The sequence below is a fragment of the Campylobacter sp. IFREMER_LSEM_CL1085 genome, assembly GCF_025772235.1.
Taxonomy (GTDB): Bacteria; Campylobacterota; Campylobacteria; order Campylobacterales; family Campylobacteraceae; genus Campylobacter_D; species Campylobacter_D lari_D.
The window spans coordinates 88258-105536 of the sequence record NZ_JAKMRU010000004.1 but is presented as its reverse complement, the minus strand read 5'-3'; the positions used below and the strand labels follow the sequence as shown (position 1 = coordinate 105536).

The 17279-nt window shown below is 29.4% G+C and carries 17 protein-coding genes and 1 pseudogene; all 18 read right to left on the bottom strand.

From position 1 onward, the window contains the following. Positions 1 to 1732: radical SAM/SPASM domain-containing protein (locus L8W56_RS03070; RefSeq protein WP_263659392.1), on the bottom strand; the 1732-nt coding region annotated here is incomplete at its 3' end. Then, positions 1732 to 2367, bottom strand: coding sequence for a hypothetical protein (locus tag L8W56_RS03065; RefSeq protein ID WP_263659391.1), 636 nt, complete (start codon positions 2365 to 2367; stop codon positions 1732 to 1734). The genes L8W56_RS03070 and L8W56_RS03065, both read right to left, overlap by 1 nt. Before the next feature lie 10 nt (positions 2368 to 2377). Continuing rightward, on the bottom strand, positions 2378 to 4444 hold the full coding sequence (locus L8W56_RS03060) for a hypothetical protein (protein WP_263659390.1): 2067 nt from the start codon (positions 4442 to 4444) through the stop codon (positions 2378 to 2380). A gap of 1 nt (position 4445) precedes the next feature. Then, a complete protein-coding gene (locus L8W56_RS03055; protein ID WP_087685567.1) occupies positions 4446 to 4631 on the bottom strand; it encodes a hypothetical protein in 186 nt (61 codons plus the stop codon). After that, positions 4618 to 5016, bottom strand: a complete 399-nt coding sequence (locus L8W56_RS03050) for a hypothetical protein (RefSeq protein WP_039625773.1) — start codon at positions 5014 to 5016, stop codon at positions 4618 to 4620. The genes L8W56_RS03055 and L8W56_RS03050 overlap by 14 nt, the downstream gene beginning before the upstream one ends. After that, positions 5013 to 6029 carry a DUF5309 domain-containing protein gene (locus tag L8W56_RS03045; RefSeq protein WP_257941563.1) on the bottom strand — a complete coding sequence of 339 codons (1017 nt, stop codon included), beginning with the start codon at positions 6027 to 6029 and terminating at the stop codon, positions 5013 to 5015. The genes L8W56_RS03050 and L8W56_RS03045 overlap by 4 nt, the downstream gene beginning before the upstream one ends. 88 nt (positions 6030 to 6117) lie before the next feature. Beyond that, entirely contained in the window at positions 6118 to 7671 is a 1554-nt protein-coding gene (locus tag L8W56_RS08850) for a hypothetical protein (RefSeq protein WP_412175539.1), read from the bottom strand. Between the two features lie 320 nt (positions 7672 to 7991). Next, positions 7992 to 10449: pseudogene (locus tag L8W56_RS08845) on the bottom strand (hypothetical protein); the annotation flags it as partial. Further along, the gene (locus L8W56_RS03035) at positions 10446 to 11564 is read right to left on the bottom strand and encodes a hypothetical protein (RefSeq protein WP_263659388.1); all 1119 of its coding nucleotides are present in this window, start codon (positions 11562 to 11564) and stop codon (positions 10446 to 10448) included. The gene L8W56_RS03035 and the pseudogene L8W56_RS08845, both read right to left, overlap by 4 nt. A gap of 63 nt (positions 11565 to 11627) precedes the next feature. Beyond that, complete coding sequence (locus L8W56_RS03030; RefSeq protein WP_263659387.1) at positions 11628 to 11987, bottom strand: hypothetical protein; 360 nt, start codon at positions 11985 to 11987, stop codon at positions 11628 to 11630. Between the two features lie 13 nt (positions 11988 to 12000). Beyond that, complete coding sequence (locus tag L8W56_RS03025) at positions 12001 to 12642, bottom strand: hypothetical protein (RefSeq protein ID WP_263659386.1); 642 nt, start codon at positions 12640 to 12642, stop codon at positions 12001 to 12003. Further along, a complete protein-coding gene (locus tag L8W56_RS03020; RefSeq protein ID WP_047208152.1) occupies positions 12632 to 12838 on the bottom strand; it encodes a hypothetical protein in 207 nt (68 codons plus the stop codon). Before L8W56_RS03020 ends, L8W56_RS03025 begins: the two co-directional genes overlap by 11 nt. Next, on the bottom strand, positions 12835 to 14331 hold the full coding sequence (locus L8W56_RS03015; RefSeq protein ID WP_087685564.1) for a hypothetical protein: 1497 nt from the start codon (positions 14329 to 14331) through the stop codon (positions 12835 to 12837). Before L8W56_RS03015 ends, L8W56_RS03020 begins: the two co-directional genes overlap by 4 nt. Beyond that, positions 14321 to 14584, bottom strand: coding sequence for a hypothetical protein (locus L8W56_RS03010; protein ID WP_039625751.1), 264 nt, complete (start codon positions 14582 to 14584; stop codon positions 14321 to 14323). Before L8W56_RS03010 ends, L8W56_RS03015 begins: the two co-directional genes overlap by 11 nt. After that, on the bottom strand, positions 14574 to 15866 hold the full coding sequence (locus L8W56_RS03005) for a terminase large subunit domain-containing protein (RefSeq protein WP_257402308.1): 1293 nt from the start codon (positions 15864 to 15866) through the stop codon (positions 14574 to 14576). Before L8W56_RS03005 ends, L8W56_RS03010 begins: the two co-directional genes overlap by 11 nt. Further along, positions 15857 to 16234, bottom strand: coding sequence for a DNA-packaging protein (locus tag L8W56_RS03000; RefSeq protein WP_257402309.1), 378 nt, complete (start codon positions 16232 to 16234; stop codon positions 15857 to 15859). The genes L8W56_RS03005 and L8W56_RS03000 overlap by 10 nt, the downstream gene beginning before the upstream one ends. Then, a complete protein-coding gene (locus L8W56_RS02995; protein ID WP_263659385.1) occupies positions 16224 to 16610 on the bottom strand; it encodes a RusA family crossover junction endodeoxyribonuclease in 387 nt (128 codons plus the stop codon). Before L8W56_RS02995 ends, L8W56_RS03000 begins: the two co-directional genes overlap by 11 nt. Then, positions 16607 to 17272, bottom strand: coding sequence for a hypothetical protein (locus L8W56_RS02990; RefSeq protein WP_263659384.1), 666 nt, complete (start codon positions 17270 to 17272; stop codon positions 16607 to 16609). The genes L8W56_RS02995 and L8W56_RS02990 overlap by 4 nt, the downstream gene beginning before the upstream one ends. Positions 17273 to 17279: the final 7 nt, after the last annotated feature.

Here is a 17279-nt window from a genome sequence, read left to right as displayed (position 1 = left end):
TAAATTCAAGTCTTAAAAAAGGTAAGTTAATAGCTTGTATGTGATAAAAAGCATTCTTTGCGTGTTTTTCATAGTGATATTCACGCATAGCTTTTGTGGTAAAAAAGATAAAATTTCTTTCATCTTTTTTGTAATTTTTTACATTAGCTCTTAGAAAATAAGAAATATCATAAATAAAATATCCTTCTAATTCTTTAGCTTCTTGTGTTAACTTATTCCAATAAACATACTCAGTAGCAATGTGTGGTATTTTTAATCTTTGTTCTTCGCCATATCTTTGTTTATCTCCGCCAATTAAGGCCATCCATACAAAATTATCAATTGCTTCTTTAGAATTAATAAAAAATGCATCTTTTTTGATGAAAAGTTTGATTTCATCATTTTTATTAAGTTTTTTTAAAGAGCAAATATCATCAAGCTCTAAATCAAGCTCAAGTAATTTATCATTAATGCTTAGATAAAAATTGCTTTTATCATAGACTTGTTTTAAAATTTCATCTCTTGCTATGATATTTTCTAAAGAATTTTTTCTTTCATACATTTCAGAACTTAATGTTGGAAGTCTTTTATCAAGATGTTTATATATTTGATTAGCTCTTAAAAAAGTATCTATTTCAGTTTTAGCTTTTTGTTTATCAGCTTTGAAAAAATCAGGATTGTTTTTATAAATTTCTTTTTGTAAAGCACAAGTGTAGGATTTTTTAAGTCCTGTATCTTTTCTTTCTATCACGCAACTTGCTTTGCAATAATGAAAATAATCACATTCTAAACAATCTTTACTAAGTTCTAAAGAATTTTCTAATAATTGAATATTTTTATAAGCATTAAACTCTATTTCTTTAAAACTTTGATTTAAAATATTTCCACTTTTTAATTCTTTCAAAGCTTGCGATCTATGACAAATGAAACTATCGCCATTTTTTTGAATTAAAAGATGATTAGAGCAGTTTATACTATTGTTGCAATATCCACCCAAAAACTCTTTAAACCAAAAATGTTCTAGTGCAAAAGCATATTTAGTATCTTTTAGTTTTTCTCTTAAGCCTTTATAAAAATTTAGCATAGCTTCATCATTTGCCATAGCAAATTCTTTATTTGCATTAGCACTTTGATAAGCAAACATAATATAAAAATCATTTGCCATATCAAAACCTAAGCCCTCAAGCATATAAATATCTTTTATAAACTCATCTACATTTAAATGCTCACTAGTCATGGTCGCTGAAATTTGCTTAAAATATGGATAAGTGCTTAAAAGTTCTATCATTTTTAAGGTTTTCTCTAAAGTGCTTTTTCCATTTTTCAATACTCTATATTTTTCATGCATTCTTAAAGGTAAATCCACGCTAGCACTAATGCCAACTTGATATTTTTTAAAAAGCTCATAGAATTTATCTAGATTGTAAAGATTAGTTTTTAAATGCACTAAATGATTGATTGTTTTTTCTTTTTCAAAAAGTTTAATATAATGCTTATTTTCTTTAAAATAATCATCAATCGCACTTAATAAATCTTCACTATCTTTTAATGAGCAAGTACTAAATTCAGCCCCATGTAAAAACACTTCTGTGATAATCACTCCATCATCTTTTAATTTTTTAGCTATTTTTTTAAATTGCTCTGCCATATCACTTGTTTTTTCTTTTTGCTCTGTTAATTTTCCAAGATAGCAATAACTACATGCAAAATTACAATATGAATTTGGCACAAAAGTTAAACTTTTTCCTATCATTAAAAACCCTTTGCTTTCTTAAAAAGTTCATCTACTTCATCATCACTTAATTTTGCTTGTTGTTGAAAAAACAAAATAAGCTCGTTATTTCTTTCAAATTCTGTTGCATATTCCCAGCTTATTTGAGTTGCCTTAGGAGCACTTTGCATCATAGTTTCTATTGTCTCTAAAAGTCCTACTTCTAAAAGCGCTAATTTAGCTTGTCTTATACTTATCTTTCTTGGCACTCCTTTTTCATCATAATCACTCATTCTTTCTTGCATTAAAGGATGATTGTTAATGAGTGCATCAACTTCTTCTTTTAAAATACTTTGTGCTATTTCTTTTAAATTAGGGATATTAACTTGTTCTTTATCTACCTTTGTGTAGCAAGGTAAGATTTCATCTTCATTCATTTCTTCTATGGGTTTATGCCCCCAAGTTAAAGTATAAATTTGATGCAAGAAAAAATCATATTTATCATCATCTTTTTTTTCTAAGCATTTTTGCAATGAAGCCTTACTTTCATTTAAATGTTTAGCTTTGTTAATACTTTTTTGATCACTAGCACCATCTAGTGCTAAAAGCTTTTGTTCTATTCTAGCTATAGTAGTTTCAAGTTCTAAAAAATCATTTGCATTTATATTATAAAACATAATATTTCCTTTAAAAGTTATTGCCACTAGATGATGGAGCGTAAGTAGAATAAGTTATTGATCCACAAGATTTTCCATTTATATAAAAAGTTGTTGTTTTGTAATAACGATTTGTTTTTGTACTTAAAGTTAATTTTGCTTCTTTAGTGCCAATTAGGTTAGTAAGCTTGGTTTCTAAAGCTTTATCTAAATTAGCAGCAGTGCCTTTTGCTTCTTTAGCATTAATCAAATTAGTAAGTTCTGTTTTTAATGCATCTGTTAGTGATTTTGCTACTCCTGTGTTTTCTTTTTTATTAATAAGTGTTGTTAATTCTTGTTTTAATTTAGCATCTAAAGAAGATGCTACGCCGCTGTTTTCTTTAGTTTCTACATTTTCTAAAAGCTTTTCTTTTGTTTGTTCTATTTTTTGAGTATTAGTATTAATAGCATTTTCTAGTATATCAATCTTAGCATCTTTGTTTATCTTGTCAAGCTCTAAAGCCTCAACCCTAGGTTTCAAATTTACAACATCTTCTTTTATACTCACTATATCATAATCAATAGCCTTTGCATCTATCTCTTCCAAACACTCATCTTTTTTTGCATCAAGTTCGACTTTACATTCTTCTTTTTTTACATCAAGTTCTTGTTTATATTCTTCTTTTTGAGTATGTAAATTTTGCAAATGATTATTTACAAAAACATCAAATTCATTTTTATACCCTTGATAAGTAGTGATAAAAATTTGAGTTAAATTATCAATCAAAGCTTTTGATGTTTCTATATATTCCCTAAAATTATTTTCTCTTTCTTCTATATTGGAAACTATACCTGTTGCATCATCGCACATTTTTTGATAAATATCATTCATAGCTTCGATAGTGCTATCACGCAAAGCTTTTAATTCTGTCTCATAGATTAACTTGTCATTGCCTAGCTCTTTTTTAGCAACTTCGGCTAGTCTCCCCAAATCTTCATTAGCTATTAAAGCTCTTTGATTGAACCTATCATAACTTTGCTCAAAATATATTTTATATCCTTCACATTTTGCAACAAGCTCATCAAATTTAACAATAGCTTCATTTTTTGCTGTTTCTATGGATGAGATTACTTGTTTACCTTTTGCTTCTAAAGCTTCGTGTAAACCTTGTGCTTTATTTTCTAAATCACTTTCTAAATTCGCAATTTGTTCTTTGAAATTTTTTATAAGCTCTGAATATGATTTAATGTCGTTTTCAAATTCTTTGTATAAAGCAATAACTTCTTTTAACTCTTCTAAACTCTCTTTGGTTTCTAGTAAAAGATTATAAGCTTGTATTATTTCTTTATACTTTATGCCAACATCATATTTTATTTCCTCCAATTTTTTGACACTATCTATCATTTCTTGATTTAATCTTTGATTTTCAAAAAAGATAGTATTTATTTTATTTTTTATAATTTCGCTTGCATCTAAAACTACTTTACTAGCTTGCGATGAAAGCTCGTTTACTTCTTTTTTTATCTGCAAAAGCTCTGGCTTTAGTCCCCTAAGCTCATCAGCACTATAGTTTAACTCTTGCACCAAATCTTTGCAATGTTCTAATTCTCTTAAAATATCATCTTTTATTTTTGAGCTTAATTCAAAATATTCTTTTGATAATTTTGTATTATTTGTAGCTTCTGTGATAATGGCTTCTAGATCTATCTTCATACTTTCATATTTAGATAAATCATCTTTTAAGCTTTCAAATACAGGTTTATTTTCTTCTATAAAGCCTTTTATAAGCTCAAGTTCTTCTTTAGAACTTGAAAAATCATTATAAGCTTGCTCTATAAAACTAAAACGCTCTTGCATAATGCTAAATTTTTCATTAACACTAGAAAATTTAGTATCAAAATCTTTTTTATTTTCGCTAAAACTAGTATACATTGTTGAAACTTCTTGTTTTAGTTCTAGTGTTTGTTCATGTAAAGAATTTACACTCTCTTTTAAACCGACAATTTCATCAAGTCTTGTATTGTCTAAAGCTCTAGCTATAGTATCAATTCTTAATAAAATTTGATTAATTAATTCTAGCTTTTCTTTACCTGTTTTCAATTCAGCTAAACTTACCATTTTACTCCCCTGTATAAAAATCGCTATCTTTTATTCTTCTTTGGCAAAATAACAACAAATCATCCATTGCTTCAAGCCATTTTTTAGTATCCAAATAAGCTATAAAATCTAAGTTTGTAATACTTTTTTCATAATCATCATAACTCTTTGCTCTGATAAATTTTTTATATGTATCACAAGTGTGCATTTTCAAGCTCCTTTCCATCGTTACTAATATAATCATTGATAATTTCATTGCAAAGCTTTAAATACATCACATTTTCGCCTTTGCTCATCAAAAAACATACATAATTAATAACAGCGTAGCAAAGGCTTTCATCTATCATTAAATGTTCTTGTTCATCTTCAAAATTTGGCTCATCAGGGACTATCAAAAATGCATTGTTTCTAGTGTTTCTTAAGACCACTTGATCATCTTCTCTTATGGTTTTAGTGAGTACGCTAGGCTCACATTTGCCACAAATATAATAAAAAGCCTCCATAATATAGGCTTTTATAAATTTATCATCAACACTAGTTCTTTCTTTGGACATTTTCTTTAAGATAATATCCCTAACTAATACACTTTTCATTTTTTAAGCTTTAAAGCTTCACCTTCTACGCCACTAAGCCCAACACCTATAGCAAATGCATCAGCATTTCTTACTTCTAATGTGCTTTGAGTATAAAATCTTTTTGCTTTTGCTGTTGCATCAGTAGGTACATCTTCAATAAAAGTAGGAATGTAAAGCCCGTGTTTCATAAACTCAAAATCACCTGCTATTAAAACATCACCTAATCCATATTTAGGGCTTAATAGTCTATGTAAGTGAAAATTGATTGTTCCAAAATCTGTCTCAAGGCTCATAACATTTCCAACTAGATTTTTCTCATTTCCAAAAATCCTAGTAGCGAGTTTATTAATAGCCGGTTTTAAACTAGCTCCTAAAAATACATCTTTAGGTGTAGCACCACTATCCCAAATGCTTTGTAAAATTTGACTTAATTTATCTTCAGTAAGCAAGCTAGGAGTTCCGCTCCAATCTTTTGCTTCATCAAATGCTAATACATTGCCTCTTTTTCCACCACTAAAGCTTGTTTCTCCTTTTGCTATATAGTGAAACAATCCTGCCATTTCTCCACTTACACCATTTTGCGCTTGAATATGCTCTTTAAACACTGATTTTTTAACATCACTATCACGACCCAATCCAAATAAAGCATATTCTATATCTCTTTTATGCTCTTTTGTCTTTTTACCAACTTGATATTCCATCTCATTGCCACCATATTGTTTAGCTTTCATTAAAGCCGTGGTAACTGAAACTTCTGTAATAAAAATTTGTGTTGCATTAGATGTTTTTTGAGTTGTGTTTTTTGTTTCGCCATTAAATTTACTTAATTCCAAATTAGCATTCTTCTTTGGGTCTGCTAATGTGTCTGTAAGCCAAGAATGCAACAGTGGGCTTGTAACACTTGATGTGCCTATTTTGTTTAAAAGTGGTGTCTCGCTTGCACCTATTTGTATAATCTTTTCATATACGCTAGGTTTTAATTTAACATTTTGTGTTGCTGGTGGGGTAAAGTCCATAGATGACAAAGCCATTTTAAAATCTCCTTTGATATTTTTTGGAGATTTTGACAAAAATGGCTATTTCAAAACTAGTATATTTTGAAATAAATTAAAAAATATTTTATTTTTTCATATTATTTTTAAGCTTTTTAGTATATTTATCCATAAACTCCTTCCTAGCTTCTTTATCCTCTTTCAACTGAACAAGTATACTTTTTTTATGATTAGATGTTTGCTTTGATATAGTATCTATTGCCTTAGACAACATTTCTTGATATTTGACCGAATTTGATATATTTGTATTTAGCATATTATTTATAATATCATAATTACTCAATTTTACATCCTCAAATAAAGAGTGTGTATTATTTTCATTTATAAATTCAATCGCATTTTTTATTTTTATTTCAAATGCTTCACTAGGATTACTTAAAGTATCATTATATTTTATAATAAAGCCCAAAATATCAGCTTGTAAGTCCTTGTGTGTTGGTATAAAACTATCCTCAAGTTTAAGACTAGGTTGGGCATATTTTGATAAGATTTCATAAAGCTCACTAGAACTTTTATATGCATTACTTTGGTTCATACTCTCTATGGCTCTTTTAAAAAGACTAAAAAAATCTTCATTGTTATTCAATATTTTGTTTTCGTTAAGAGACTGCTTCAAGTGCAATAAATTTAATGCGTTGTTATTCAATATTCTACTAAATTCGCTATCTCCGCCACTTCTTCTCTCCCAAGCTAGCAAAGCATTAGAAATATCAGGCATCATATAGTCTAATAACGCCCTCTTACTTTCCAAGACATCTTTTGAACCCAAAAATAACATTAATTCTTTATCACTATTTATCTTTGCTTTTTCTATATTTTTTAATTTATCTTTATATTTTGCTCCTAAAGCTTGCAATTTTTCACTTTCATCACTAAGCCTTCCATCATTAGACAATTTAGAAAGCCTTATGATGGTTTCATCATCACTCTTGTCTAAAATTCTAACTATCATGGCATTTTTCTCATCAAAACCACTAAAAACATCTCTTCCAAAAACTTTTTTAGCTTGATTTATGTATCTATTTAAGTTATCACCCTTTAAATATTTTATAGCAGTGCTTCTATGATTTCCTGCTATAACCAGACCATCTTTAGTAATAGTAGGTAAGCCATCAAAATTAGAGCTTTCCTTAAAATGCTCTCTTTCGTTAAATTGTTCTCTTATGTTGTTTATAGTTGAATTAGAGTGTCTATTTCTAAACTGGTTTAAACTTCTCGTTAATGATGTTTTAAGGTCTTTTTTGTTTACTACGGCAAAAACAACATCTTCATCTACATTGAGCAAATCATCTAATATATATCCTTTTTTTATGCTTTTATAGTTTATTTCTTTTGGCTTTTGAGCTTTAAAAATTTCTAATTTATCTTGTAGTCTTTTGATATCTAATAAATCTGTTTTGCTTGTATATAAATCAAAAATATCAAACTTTTTACCATTTTTACTAGCAAAAAAATCATGTATAGATTTTTTTTGCCTGTTCTTATTGTCCTTTAATTTCTCAATTAAGTTTTCTTTAGGCTTATCTTGGGTAGAATGTTTGAAAGAATGCTGTAATAAACCGCCTTCCACATTGGTAGTACTTCCTTTAGTGGTTGCAGGAGTTGGCGTACCTGTCAGCATTTCTTTATTTCTACGATTTAATCTCTCCAAATCTTTATCTTTTGTTTTATTAATGTGTATAATTTTGCCACTATCTTTTTTTATGGCTATATTACCAACCTTATTATCTTTTAAAGGTTTAGCTATTAATGCCACCTCATCATCATAGTTTTTAAAAAAATGCGTAGGATTGTCCTTTATCTCTTTAATCACCCTAAATACATCTGCTTCATTTTTAAACATTTCAGGGTGTTTTTTAGCCATAGCTTTTAAATTCACTACCCATTCATCTTTTAAAATTCCTGTAACATTATTAATCCATTTTTCTACATTAAATTTAGCAGTATAATCACTTTTAGCATATTTAAGATCAGGCTTGTCCATATAAAAGTTATCGCCTTTGATAAGCCCTTCTTTTATTAGCGTATCTTTTAAAATTTTGTTTTGCTCTTTATCTACTTTAATATAATTATCCAAAGCATCTTTAAAGATTTTACTTTGTTCTGGATTTGATATTTTTATGTTTTTGAGATTTTTTATAATCTGCTTGTTGGTTTTAGCAAGTTTTAATGCATCTAATATTTGATTTCTTAACGCTTGCTCTTTAGCACTTTTCATAAAAGGAACTAAAGCATGTATTCTAGCAAAAGAACCGCTTATTAATATTCTATCAAAAACCCCACTAAATGTTGTGGCTATTGAAGAATTTGTTTTTTTGCCACTACTAGCTAAAGCCGTCATTATTAAGTCTTTATTGTTTTGATAAATTTTTGCATAAACATTTACTACTTCTTTTGCATATTTTAAGTCTTTACTTACAAATTCTACATTATCCATATCTTTTGATAGGCTCTTAAAATCATATCCTATATCTTCAATTCTATGTTTTGCTAGTAATGCATTAAAAGCATGTTTTTCATTTACTTTTCGCTCTGCTTCATTCATACCTTCGAAAGCTCTTTTTAAATCCTTATCTTCATTGATATTTCTAGCACCATTAGCTATTCTTTGTGCGAGCGCTTCGGGCGTTTCTTGGTCTTTTATTTTTCCTAGATAACTATTATTAAAATTTTCTTTTAACGCATAGTTTTTATTAGCATCTTCTAAAATCTTCCTTGCTAGTTCTTTATCACTTGCATTTTTTATCATAGTTTCATCTAAAGTATCTTTTACTAGTCTATAAGCTTCTTTAGTATTATATGTCTTGTTTCCTGTGGCTAATTGCTTATTTATAGCACTTCTTAAGTTAAATATTTGCTCAGCACTTAAGTCTTTATCAATAGCATCTTCTAGAAAGCTACTAATATTTGTTTTTATATCTTGCTCTAAAAAATTGTTGTTTTTAAACTCTTCAATCTTTGCTAAATCTTCTTTGCTTAACCTTATTGAGCCGTTGTTAAGCTCATCTATACTTTTTATAGCTTGAGCATATTCATTATTAATTCTTTTTTTATAAGAGCTATTATCTTTTTGCCAAGCCTTAACATCAAACTCCCCACTTAAACCAGTTTTATTCTTAAACACCTCATCTTGTTCTTTAACTATGTTTAAAAAAGAAATGCTAGCATCTTTATCGGCTTTTAAAACATCATCTAAAAAACTACCTATTTCAGGATACGCTTGTGCTGCTTTTAGTAGTATTTCTCTTCTTTGTGTAGTGGGGTAACCCGACAAAGCATTAGAAATATTTTTTAAAATAGCACTTGTTCTTTTAGCACTATCTTGTATAAATTGCGGATTGTTTTTGTTAAGTCCTTGCTCAACAAGGTTTTTTAATATTTCTATTGTAGGTTTTCCATTTTCTAAGTATATTGGGTTTTCTTTTAATATTAATTCATCAATTTGGGCTTTATTTTCCACATTTTTTGTAAGATTGTTAAAAATTGTTTCAGCATTTTGCAAGCCACCATCACTAAACTTGCCAACTATGGGAATATCTTTTTGACTGATTTTATCAATAACTCTATTTCCCTTAACAGCTATCCCATCTATCATATCTTTGCCAACAGCTGACCCTGTTTTTGCCATAGCGTATGTATTTTTTAAAGCTCTTGCACCTTTAGCTACTCCGGCTAAAGCTGCATCTCCAACTAAAGAAAGTCCAGCATTTTCCCCCATAAGCATAAGAGCTTCTTTTAAATTTGCTTTCTGATTTGTATCTTTTGTGTTCCCATAATAATCATATCCAGCTCCTAAAGATGCACCTAATGCACCCCCAGCGACCATACCAACTCCACCACCTAACATACCACCGCCAATTGCACCTGCTGTTCCTAGTGCTACACTAGCACCATTATCTCTAATCCCACGATATAAGTCACCTATTAGGCTTCCTTGAACCTTAGCATAATTGCCTTTTACATCTTTAACCCAATATGAACCATCGCTATCTTGTAAAAGTTTTCCTCTTCCGGATTTTTGAAGCTCATCTCCTAAATCTCTCATAAGCTGATTGCTTTTTCTCGCCACTTCGTTATCATCAGCAAAAATAGGTTTAGAAGCATTAAATTGAGATTGTTTATCTAAAATATAATCACTTAAATCATCAGCATTCATTTCCTGATTATTTTCATAATCATACAAATCTCGCTTGTATTGACTAATATGCCCGAGTGGATTTGTTAGATTTTGGTCTTGTATATTATATATTGAGATATTATTTCTATTTTGTGTAATTGCTTTATCTATGTCATTTCTTAACTCATCTAAATAATCATTCTTATCTTTATTATCCTGCTGCAAAAAAGCTAAAATATCACTTTCTCTTGGTTTTTCTTTTAAAAATTCTCTTATGCTCATTTTACTAACCCCTCTTTTCTTAGTTCTTCCAAGCTTACTTGTTTTCTTTTTCCTACGCTGTTGATTAAAATAACATTTCCATTAGAATCAGGTTCAGAAATTTGTGCCTCAAAGCCTCCTAAATTCACATCATAAAATTTTTGATTATTAGCAAACGCTAATAAGTTATGAGAATTTTGCGGAGCCTCTTTTGTTTTTTGGTTTTCTACTGTAATTGCTTTTTTGCTAGGTTTGTCATACTTTCCATCTTTAATATAATAAACCTTAAGCTCTTGTGCTAAACCCTCTCTAAAATCTTTTAAATCTTTTTGTCTTTGCTCTTCATAAAGATGATTAATGTAAGGATTTTTTAAATTAGAAATCTTTGCCATTTGCTCATCATAGTAAGCATTAATCTTAGCCTCATTAACAGCTATATAATCTCTTGTTATTCTTTCAAATTCTTTAGCATTTATAGTTTGTGGTTTCCAAGCTGAAGGCTCTTTATAAATTTCATCATGCCTTGTTCTATTATAGGTTGTATCTCTTCTAACTTTTTCATTATAAATACTATCACTCATAAATTTAAACAAATTATCTTGTTCGTTATTTATATTATTTGCACCAAAAAGTCCTTTTATATTTTGCCATGTTCCACCCAAAAGCCCCTGCCCATCATAATAAGAATCACCACCACCTTTTTTTATAGTATTAAATCTTTCTTCTATTGCTTTTATCTCAGGATTTGACTTTGTGTAACTTGGTAAATTAATCATTGCTTGCTTTGCTAAAAAATCATATTCTCTTTGTCTTTTTGTTTGCTCTAAATCTATTTTTGATTTTTTTAAAAGCAAATCTTGCAAAGTTAAATTACTCTTTATTCTATCTTGCTCCATAGCATACTCAAAAGCTCTTTCCTTTTGCAATAAATTATTATTTAAAAAAGCATTATTAATCTCATTTTGTTCTTGTCGAGCTTTTAATTCTTCATCTCTTTGCGCCAAAAGTCTTCTTTTGTTTTCTTCTTCTCTATATTGTTTCATACTATTGTATAAAACTCCACCTACTTTTCCTGCATTTTGGATTACACCAAGACTTGGGTTAAATACTACTTGCTGTGGGTTATAATATGCCATTTTTCTACCTTTATTTAATATCTAAAATAAAGGATTTAAGGTAACCCCTTAAATCCATAAACTTTAACTAGCCCAAACTTCTTTTAAGTTATTTTCTCTATTTTGTCTTCTTCTAAGCTCCTCTTGTGCTAAGTATTTGTTAAAATTGTAAGCATCTTTTTGAAGCTCAAAATTCTTTTTTGCCATTTTCTGCTCTTCATATCCACCCCAAAGTCCTCCGGCAAGCCCACCAAGGTCTATAAGCCTATCAAAATTAGTTCTTGCTCCATTTTTTGCTGTTTCTTTATTCCCCCATTTACTAAAATTATCAAAACCTTTGCTTAGAAAATCAGTAAATGAAAAACTATCAACCTTTGGAGCCTGAGCTTTAACTAAGTTTTTTGAAAAATCAAAACCATTATTCATTAATGCTGCGTAATTCATTAAATACCCCTCTTTAAACTAAAGATAATAATTCTTTACCTAAATCAATATTAGAAATATCATCACCTTTTTTTATTTTTGAGTTAAAATCACTCTCGCCACCTGCGTAATTTGATCTAGGTAGGCTCTCATCTGCCTTTTTACCAATATCTTTTTTATAAACCATAGCCAAAAGTGTTCTCCAGCTTTGTAAATCTCCACTTGCTAATCCACCAAGTTTGTTTGCTAATTCTCCCATAGTTTTTAAGTCAGCATTTGGATACTCTTTTCTAATTGTTCTTTCAACCTCCATGTATTTAGCACGCAAGCTTTCTTCCTCATCTTTTTGCTTAGCTTTTGCTTCTAATTTATCTAGTTTTTTAAGCCTTTCATCAATTCCATCAAGCCCTAATTGCTTTAAATACTCTTTCCTTTCTTCTTCTTCTTTACTTGGCTTATTTTTATTATTAAGCAGTGCTAAGCTTTCTTTTAAAGTTTTAATTTCATTTGCTTGCTCTTTTAAAAGTTTAGATAAATCTTGATTATTTTGTTCATCTTGTTCTACTTGCTCTACTTCTTGTCCTTCCTCTTTGTTTTGAATGGTTTCTTCATTGTCATTAAGTGAGTTTAAAAGTTCATTTAAAGCATCATTTTCATTCATTTGTTCATTCATCATCTTCTTCCTTTAGTAAATTTATTATCGTGTCTAAAAAAGCCATTTGCTCTAAAGCTTTTAGCCTATACTCTGCTGTTTGTTGTTGGTTTTTTGCCATTGCAAAACATTCTTGGTATTTTTTATCTATAAAATCAACTAGCCTCTTACCTCCTTTTGTTTGTTGTATATCAAAATTTAAATCCAATAAAATCTTCATTGCATATCCTTGTTGAAAGCAAATAAAGAATTGACATTTTTTATCCCCAAAATAGGTAAAAGTTCTTTAACTAACTCTTCATTAGCTTTAACAATTCCATATGCACTTTGCATATCCCCTATACTCATATACATTTGATAAAGTTGTGAAAATACTTGCATACTTGCTTGAAGTCCTGCTCTTCTAACTTCTTTATTCATAGCTCCAGTACCTGTTTGTATATTAAATCTAAAACTAGGTATATCCTCTCTTGTAAACCCATTAAAAAATTCATCATTTCCATACTTAAATACTAGTTTTGCAAATCTATCAAACAAAGGCTCTACAAAAGTCTCATTATATGATCTAATATAATCTGCACTTCTTCGACCACCTTCTTGTGCTTTTATGCTAATCTCAGTAGCAGTTTCATTTTGTGCAGTTTGCGCACCGTTATTTTGTGGGCTAACACCAGTAACCTCTGTGATTTCACTCTCTAAGAGTTCTAAATTAACCCCCGAGCTACTTATATTCGGTGTTGGCAAAAAACCAACACTTGAAGGCTCTGTAAGATATATTGGCTTGCCAACAGTCTCTAAGTCTTCTCTTGAAACTCCGGCAGATTTTTGAAGTATTATTTTTGGGTTTAATGCACTTCTCATTGCATCTATTAAAAGATTTCTTGTGATATTTATTTCCTTTTGCAAAGACAATGCACTTGACATAACAGGTTCGCCATAAGCACACACATATTCTTCATTGTCTATTGTTTTTAATTGTGGAAGCATTGACCCCCAAACAAAAGGCTGTCCATCTTCTAAAACCACATCATCGCGCAACAATTCCTCTTCTAAAAGTGTTGAAACAACCCATTTATCATCATCTTTTTTCACATAAATATCATATAACTTAACCTTTTTAAACTCTTCATTTTTGTCAAAATGCACATCTATATTTGTCTTTTGATAAAATCCTAATTTTTGCCTTTGCTTAATTTGTGCATGTGAAAGATAAATCTCATTTACGATAAAACTAATATCATCATTATTTAAAGCATTTGGATCAAAATAAACCTCATCTATACCAACTCTTTCAATACGAGGCATACCCTTGTGCCAAGTTACTTTTGCTATTGATGTTCCTGTTGTTAAAACATCTAAAAATAAAGGCTGAAAGAGCTTAAACAAATTAATTTCTCCTGTATAAAAATCTAAAGCTCTTTGCCACATAGCTATAATTTGCTCATCTGAATTAATATAACTTTCAATATCTGCCATTCTCTCACTGTTAAAATACACATCATTTAAAGCAGTTATTAAATATTTAATTTTTGCATTAATCTTTGGTATAAAGATGCAAGATTTGTTTCTTTTTTCATAAATTTCTTTTTTTTCATTTTTTAATAAATATGCATCTTGCAAGGCAGAAAAATAAGGCTTGTATTTTTCATAAGCATTTTTACTTTCACTTATAAGTTTTACTAAATACGTAATTTTTTCTTCTTTATTTCTCATTATTAATTCTCCATATGGTAACTTTACTAAGCTTTGTTAGCTTAGCAATATCATCATCACTCACACCTTTTTCTTTTAAAATTTTCACCATTTCTCTCTTGTATTGCTTTTTAGAAATATTTCTAAAACCCCCAAAAAGATCTAATATCCACTTAGCCAAAATTATTTTTATAACATCATCTTCTTTCTTAGCTAACTCTTTAATTTTAAGCGGATCTATATTCTCATATACCATTAAAAACTCACCAGCCATCATAACTCCAATCTTCACTAGTATTGTTTTTTGGGTGCAATTTTTCAAAGAAAGTTAAAGCTAAAGCATCACTAGTATCAGGGCTTTTTCCGTAATCTTTTTTTATCTGTTCTTTTGCCTTTATCTTTAAAAGCCCCTTATCAGAATACTCATATTCAATCATCCGTAAATCTTTTTTTAGCTCATCATCTTTGATAATTTGCATATGTTTTATGTTTTTAGCCAAAGTAAAATACATTTGTGCTCTTTTGTTTAAGTATTCATTGCTAGTTGCAGAATTTGCAGAATTTGCCTCAAATACAGGCAAGCCATAATCACTCAATATATCATATACACCAACTCCAAGCCCACAAGTATCTATAAAAATACCTCGTGGCTTTTCCTTGTCTTTATTAAATTCTGCTAAAACAACATTTGCTAAAGCACTAATACTAAGCCCACTATATTTTTTAATTTCATCTACAACAAAACCTTTTCTTTTGACCAAAACGCTCTTATCATCTCCATATCTTGCTACATCAAGTCCCCATATATTGTCTCCTTGCATTTTTTGCATATCAAAACTAACAACATTCATACTTTTTTCAATATCACTTAAAGCAAAAAGTTCTGCACTAGAGTTATCTATAAAGTCTCCATAAATTTCTTGTTTAACTACTTCGCTATCTTCTCCGCCTACTTCTTCGATTAGCTCTTTGATTTGATCTTTACTCAAAAAAGGATTATCATAACTTGAGAACTGAAAATGTTTCCAATTTTCATCACTTAATTCTTTTTTACAAAGCTCATAAAAAAGATTTTTTCCTTTAGGAACTCCACCTATAATCGCTCTTGATTTAGGATTATCAAGCAACATAGGGCGTATGGCGTTGTACCAAAGATACTCCCCTTTAGAGCCTTTTAAGATAATTCCTGCTTCGTTTAAAATTACCAAATCATAGCCAAAGCCTTCTATATTTTCAGGTCTTTCAGCACTTCTCATATGAAGCACAGCATTATTTAAAATGAGTTTTTTATCTTGAACGCTCCAAGAATAAAATTCTTTTGGGAGTTTTTTTAGCTCAGGCATAAAGTAAAGCTCGAAATAATTCTGTAAGTTGCTTTGAACCGTGTCAACCCAAAGAACATTTAACCCCATTAAAAGATTTTCTATTACATATTTTGCACTTCCTCTTGTAAAACCCAATCTTCTCCCCTTTGCTACAGTTATGAAGCGTGGATTTTTATCATCAAAAACTTTAAGTTGTGCCGGAGTGTAAGAAAAATCAAGTTTTAATTGCATTTAACTTCACTTCTTATGATTTCTATTTTTTGAACACTATCACTAACCACTTCTTGTTTATCTACATAGCCATGATTGTTTTTAAGCAAAAACATGCTTATGCTAGGAGTGTAAGTGCCTATCAAAGAATGATCTATTATAGAGCTAGCGCATCTTTGTTTAGCTATTTGAATTATTTCTCCAAATTCTGCATCTTTCTCCCAAATACTAAGAGTTTTTGTCGTAACACCTAAAAATACAGCTAGACTTTCTATTGTCTTTGGCGCATAAATAGTTTTTTCTTTTGTTTCAGCAAGTGGTGTATTTGTAGCAAAAAACTCATCAACTTTTTGCTCTAACTCATCTTTTGTTAATACTTTATTGCTCATAAGATAATCCTTCCTTAAAATCATATTGGCTAATTTCTAAATCCAAAAAAGCCTTTTTAAAAGCAACAATTTCATATTTCCCTTTTAACACGTTCTTATCATTTTCAAACAGCGCATCCAATACGGCTTTTACGATATTATCTGCATCACCATGTTTTTTATTGTTAAAACCTATTTTTAAAGAAAACTCGTATTGCTTTTTAGAGTCAAAAGCTTGATTAGGGCTTATTCCATTTTGCTTTCTAAACTCAATTTGCAAGAGTTTTTTAAAATCTAAATACTTAAGATAATCCTTGCAAACAAACTTGGCTCTTTGAGTTGTTCTTTTATAAGGCACAGGGTTATTTTTAAGCTCTATTTTTAAAGAATAGCTCATCGTATTACCTTTTCTTTGTTTTTGCTTAAATAATTAAAATTGGTGTCGGTTTTTTCTTTTAGTTTTTGAGAAAACTTTTCCAAATTTTGCAAGTGCAATATTTTTTCTTCTTCTTTTGTTTTTTGATGGCAAAGTTCTGTTTTTAATTCTATCTTTTGAATATCCAAGCTCAAATCTTTACCAACTCTATGCTGGTTTTTAAACATGAAGTCTATAAGCGCCTCTTTAAAATACCCATCTTCTACCAAAGACCCATCGTGATATGTTAATTCTTTAAAGCCATTTATACATATTAAACAATCATTTGAACTATTTTTAAGTTTTACTTTATTTTTGAGACTATCATAAGCAAAATATTCATATGTAAAATCATTTTTATATAATCTAAAAAAAGCTCTTGACTTGTAATTTCTAAAAATCCATTTTAAAAAACTTTCTTTATTCTCAAATCGTTCTTTAAACTCAAGTTGTGCTATCTTGCAAACAATTCTAAGTTTTTCATAAGTAGAACCGATGATTTTTTCACTCATACATGTCTCAAAATAATAATCTAAAAAAACATGTATATCTTTGACATCTTTTAAATATCTACCAACTATATCCACCGCTTGAGCTTCATTAAGCTCTAACAAATTCATTAAAATTTTAACTTTTTCTTTCATTTCACCC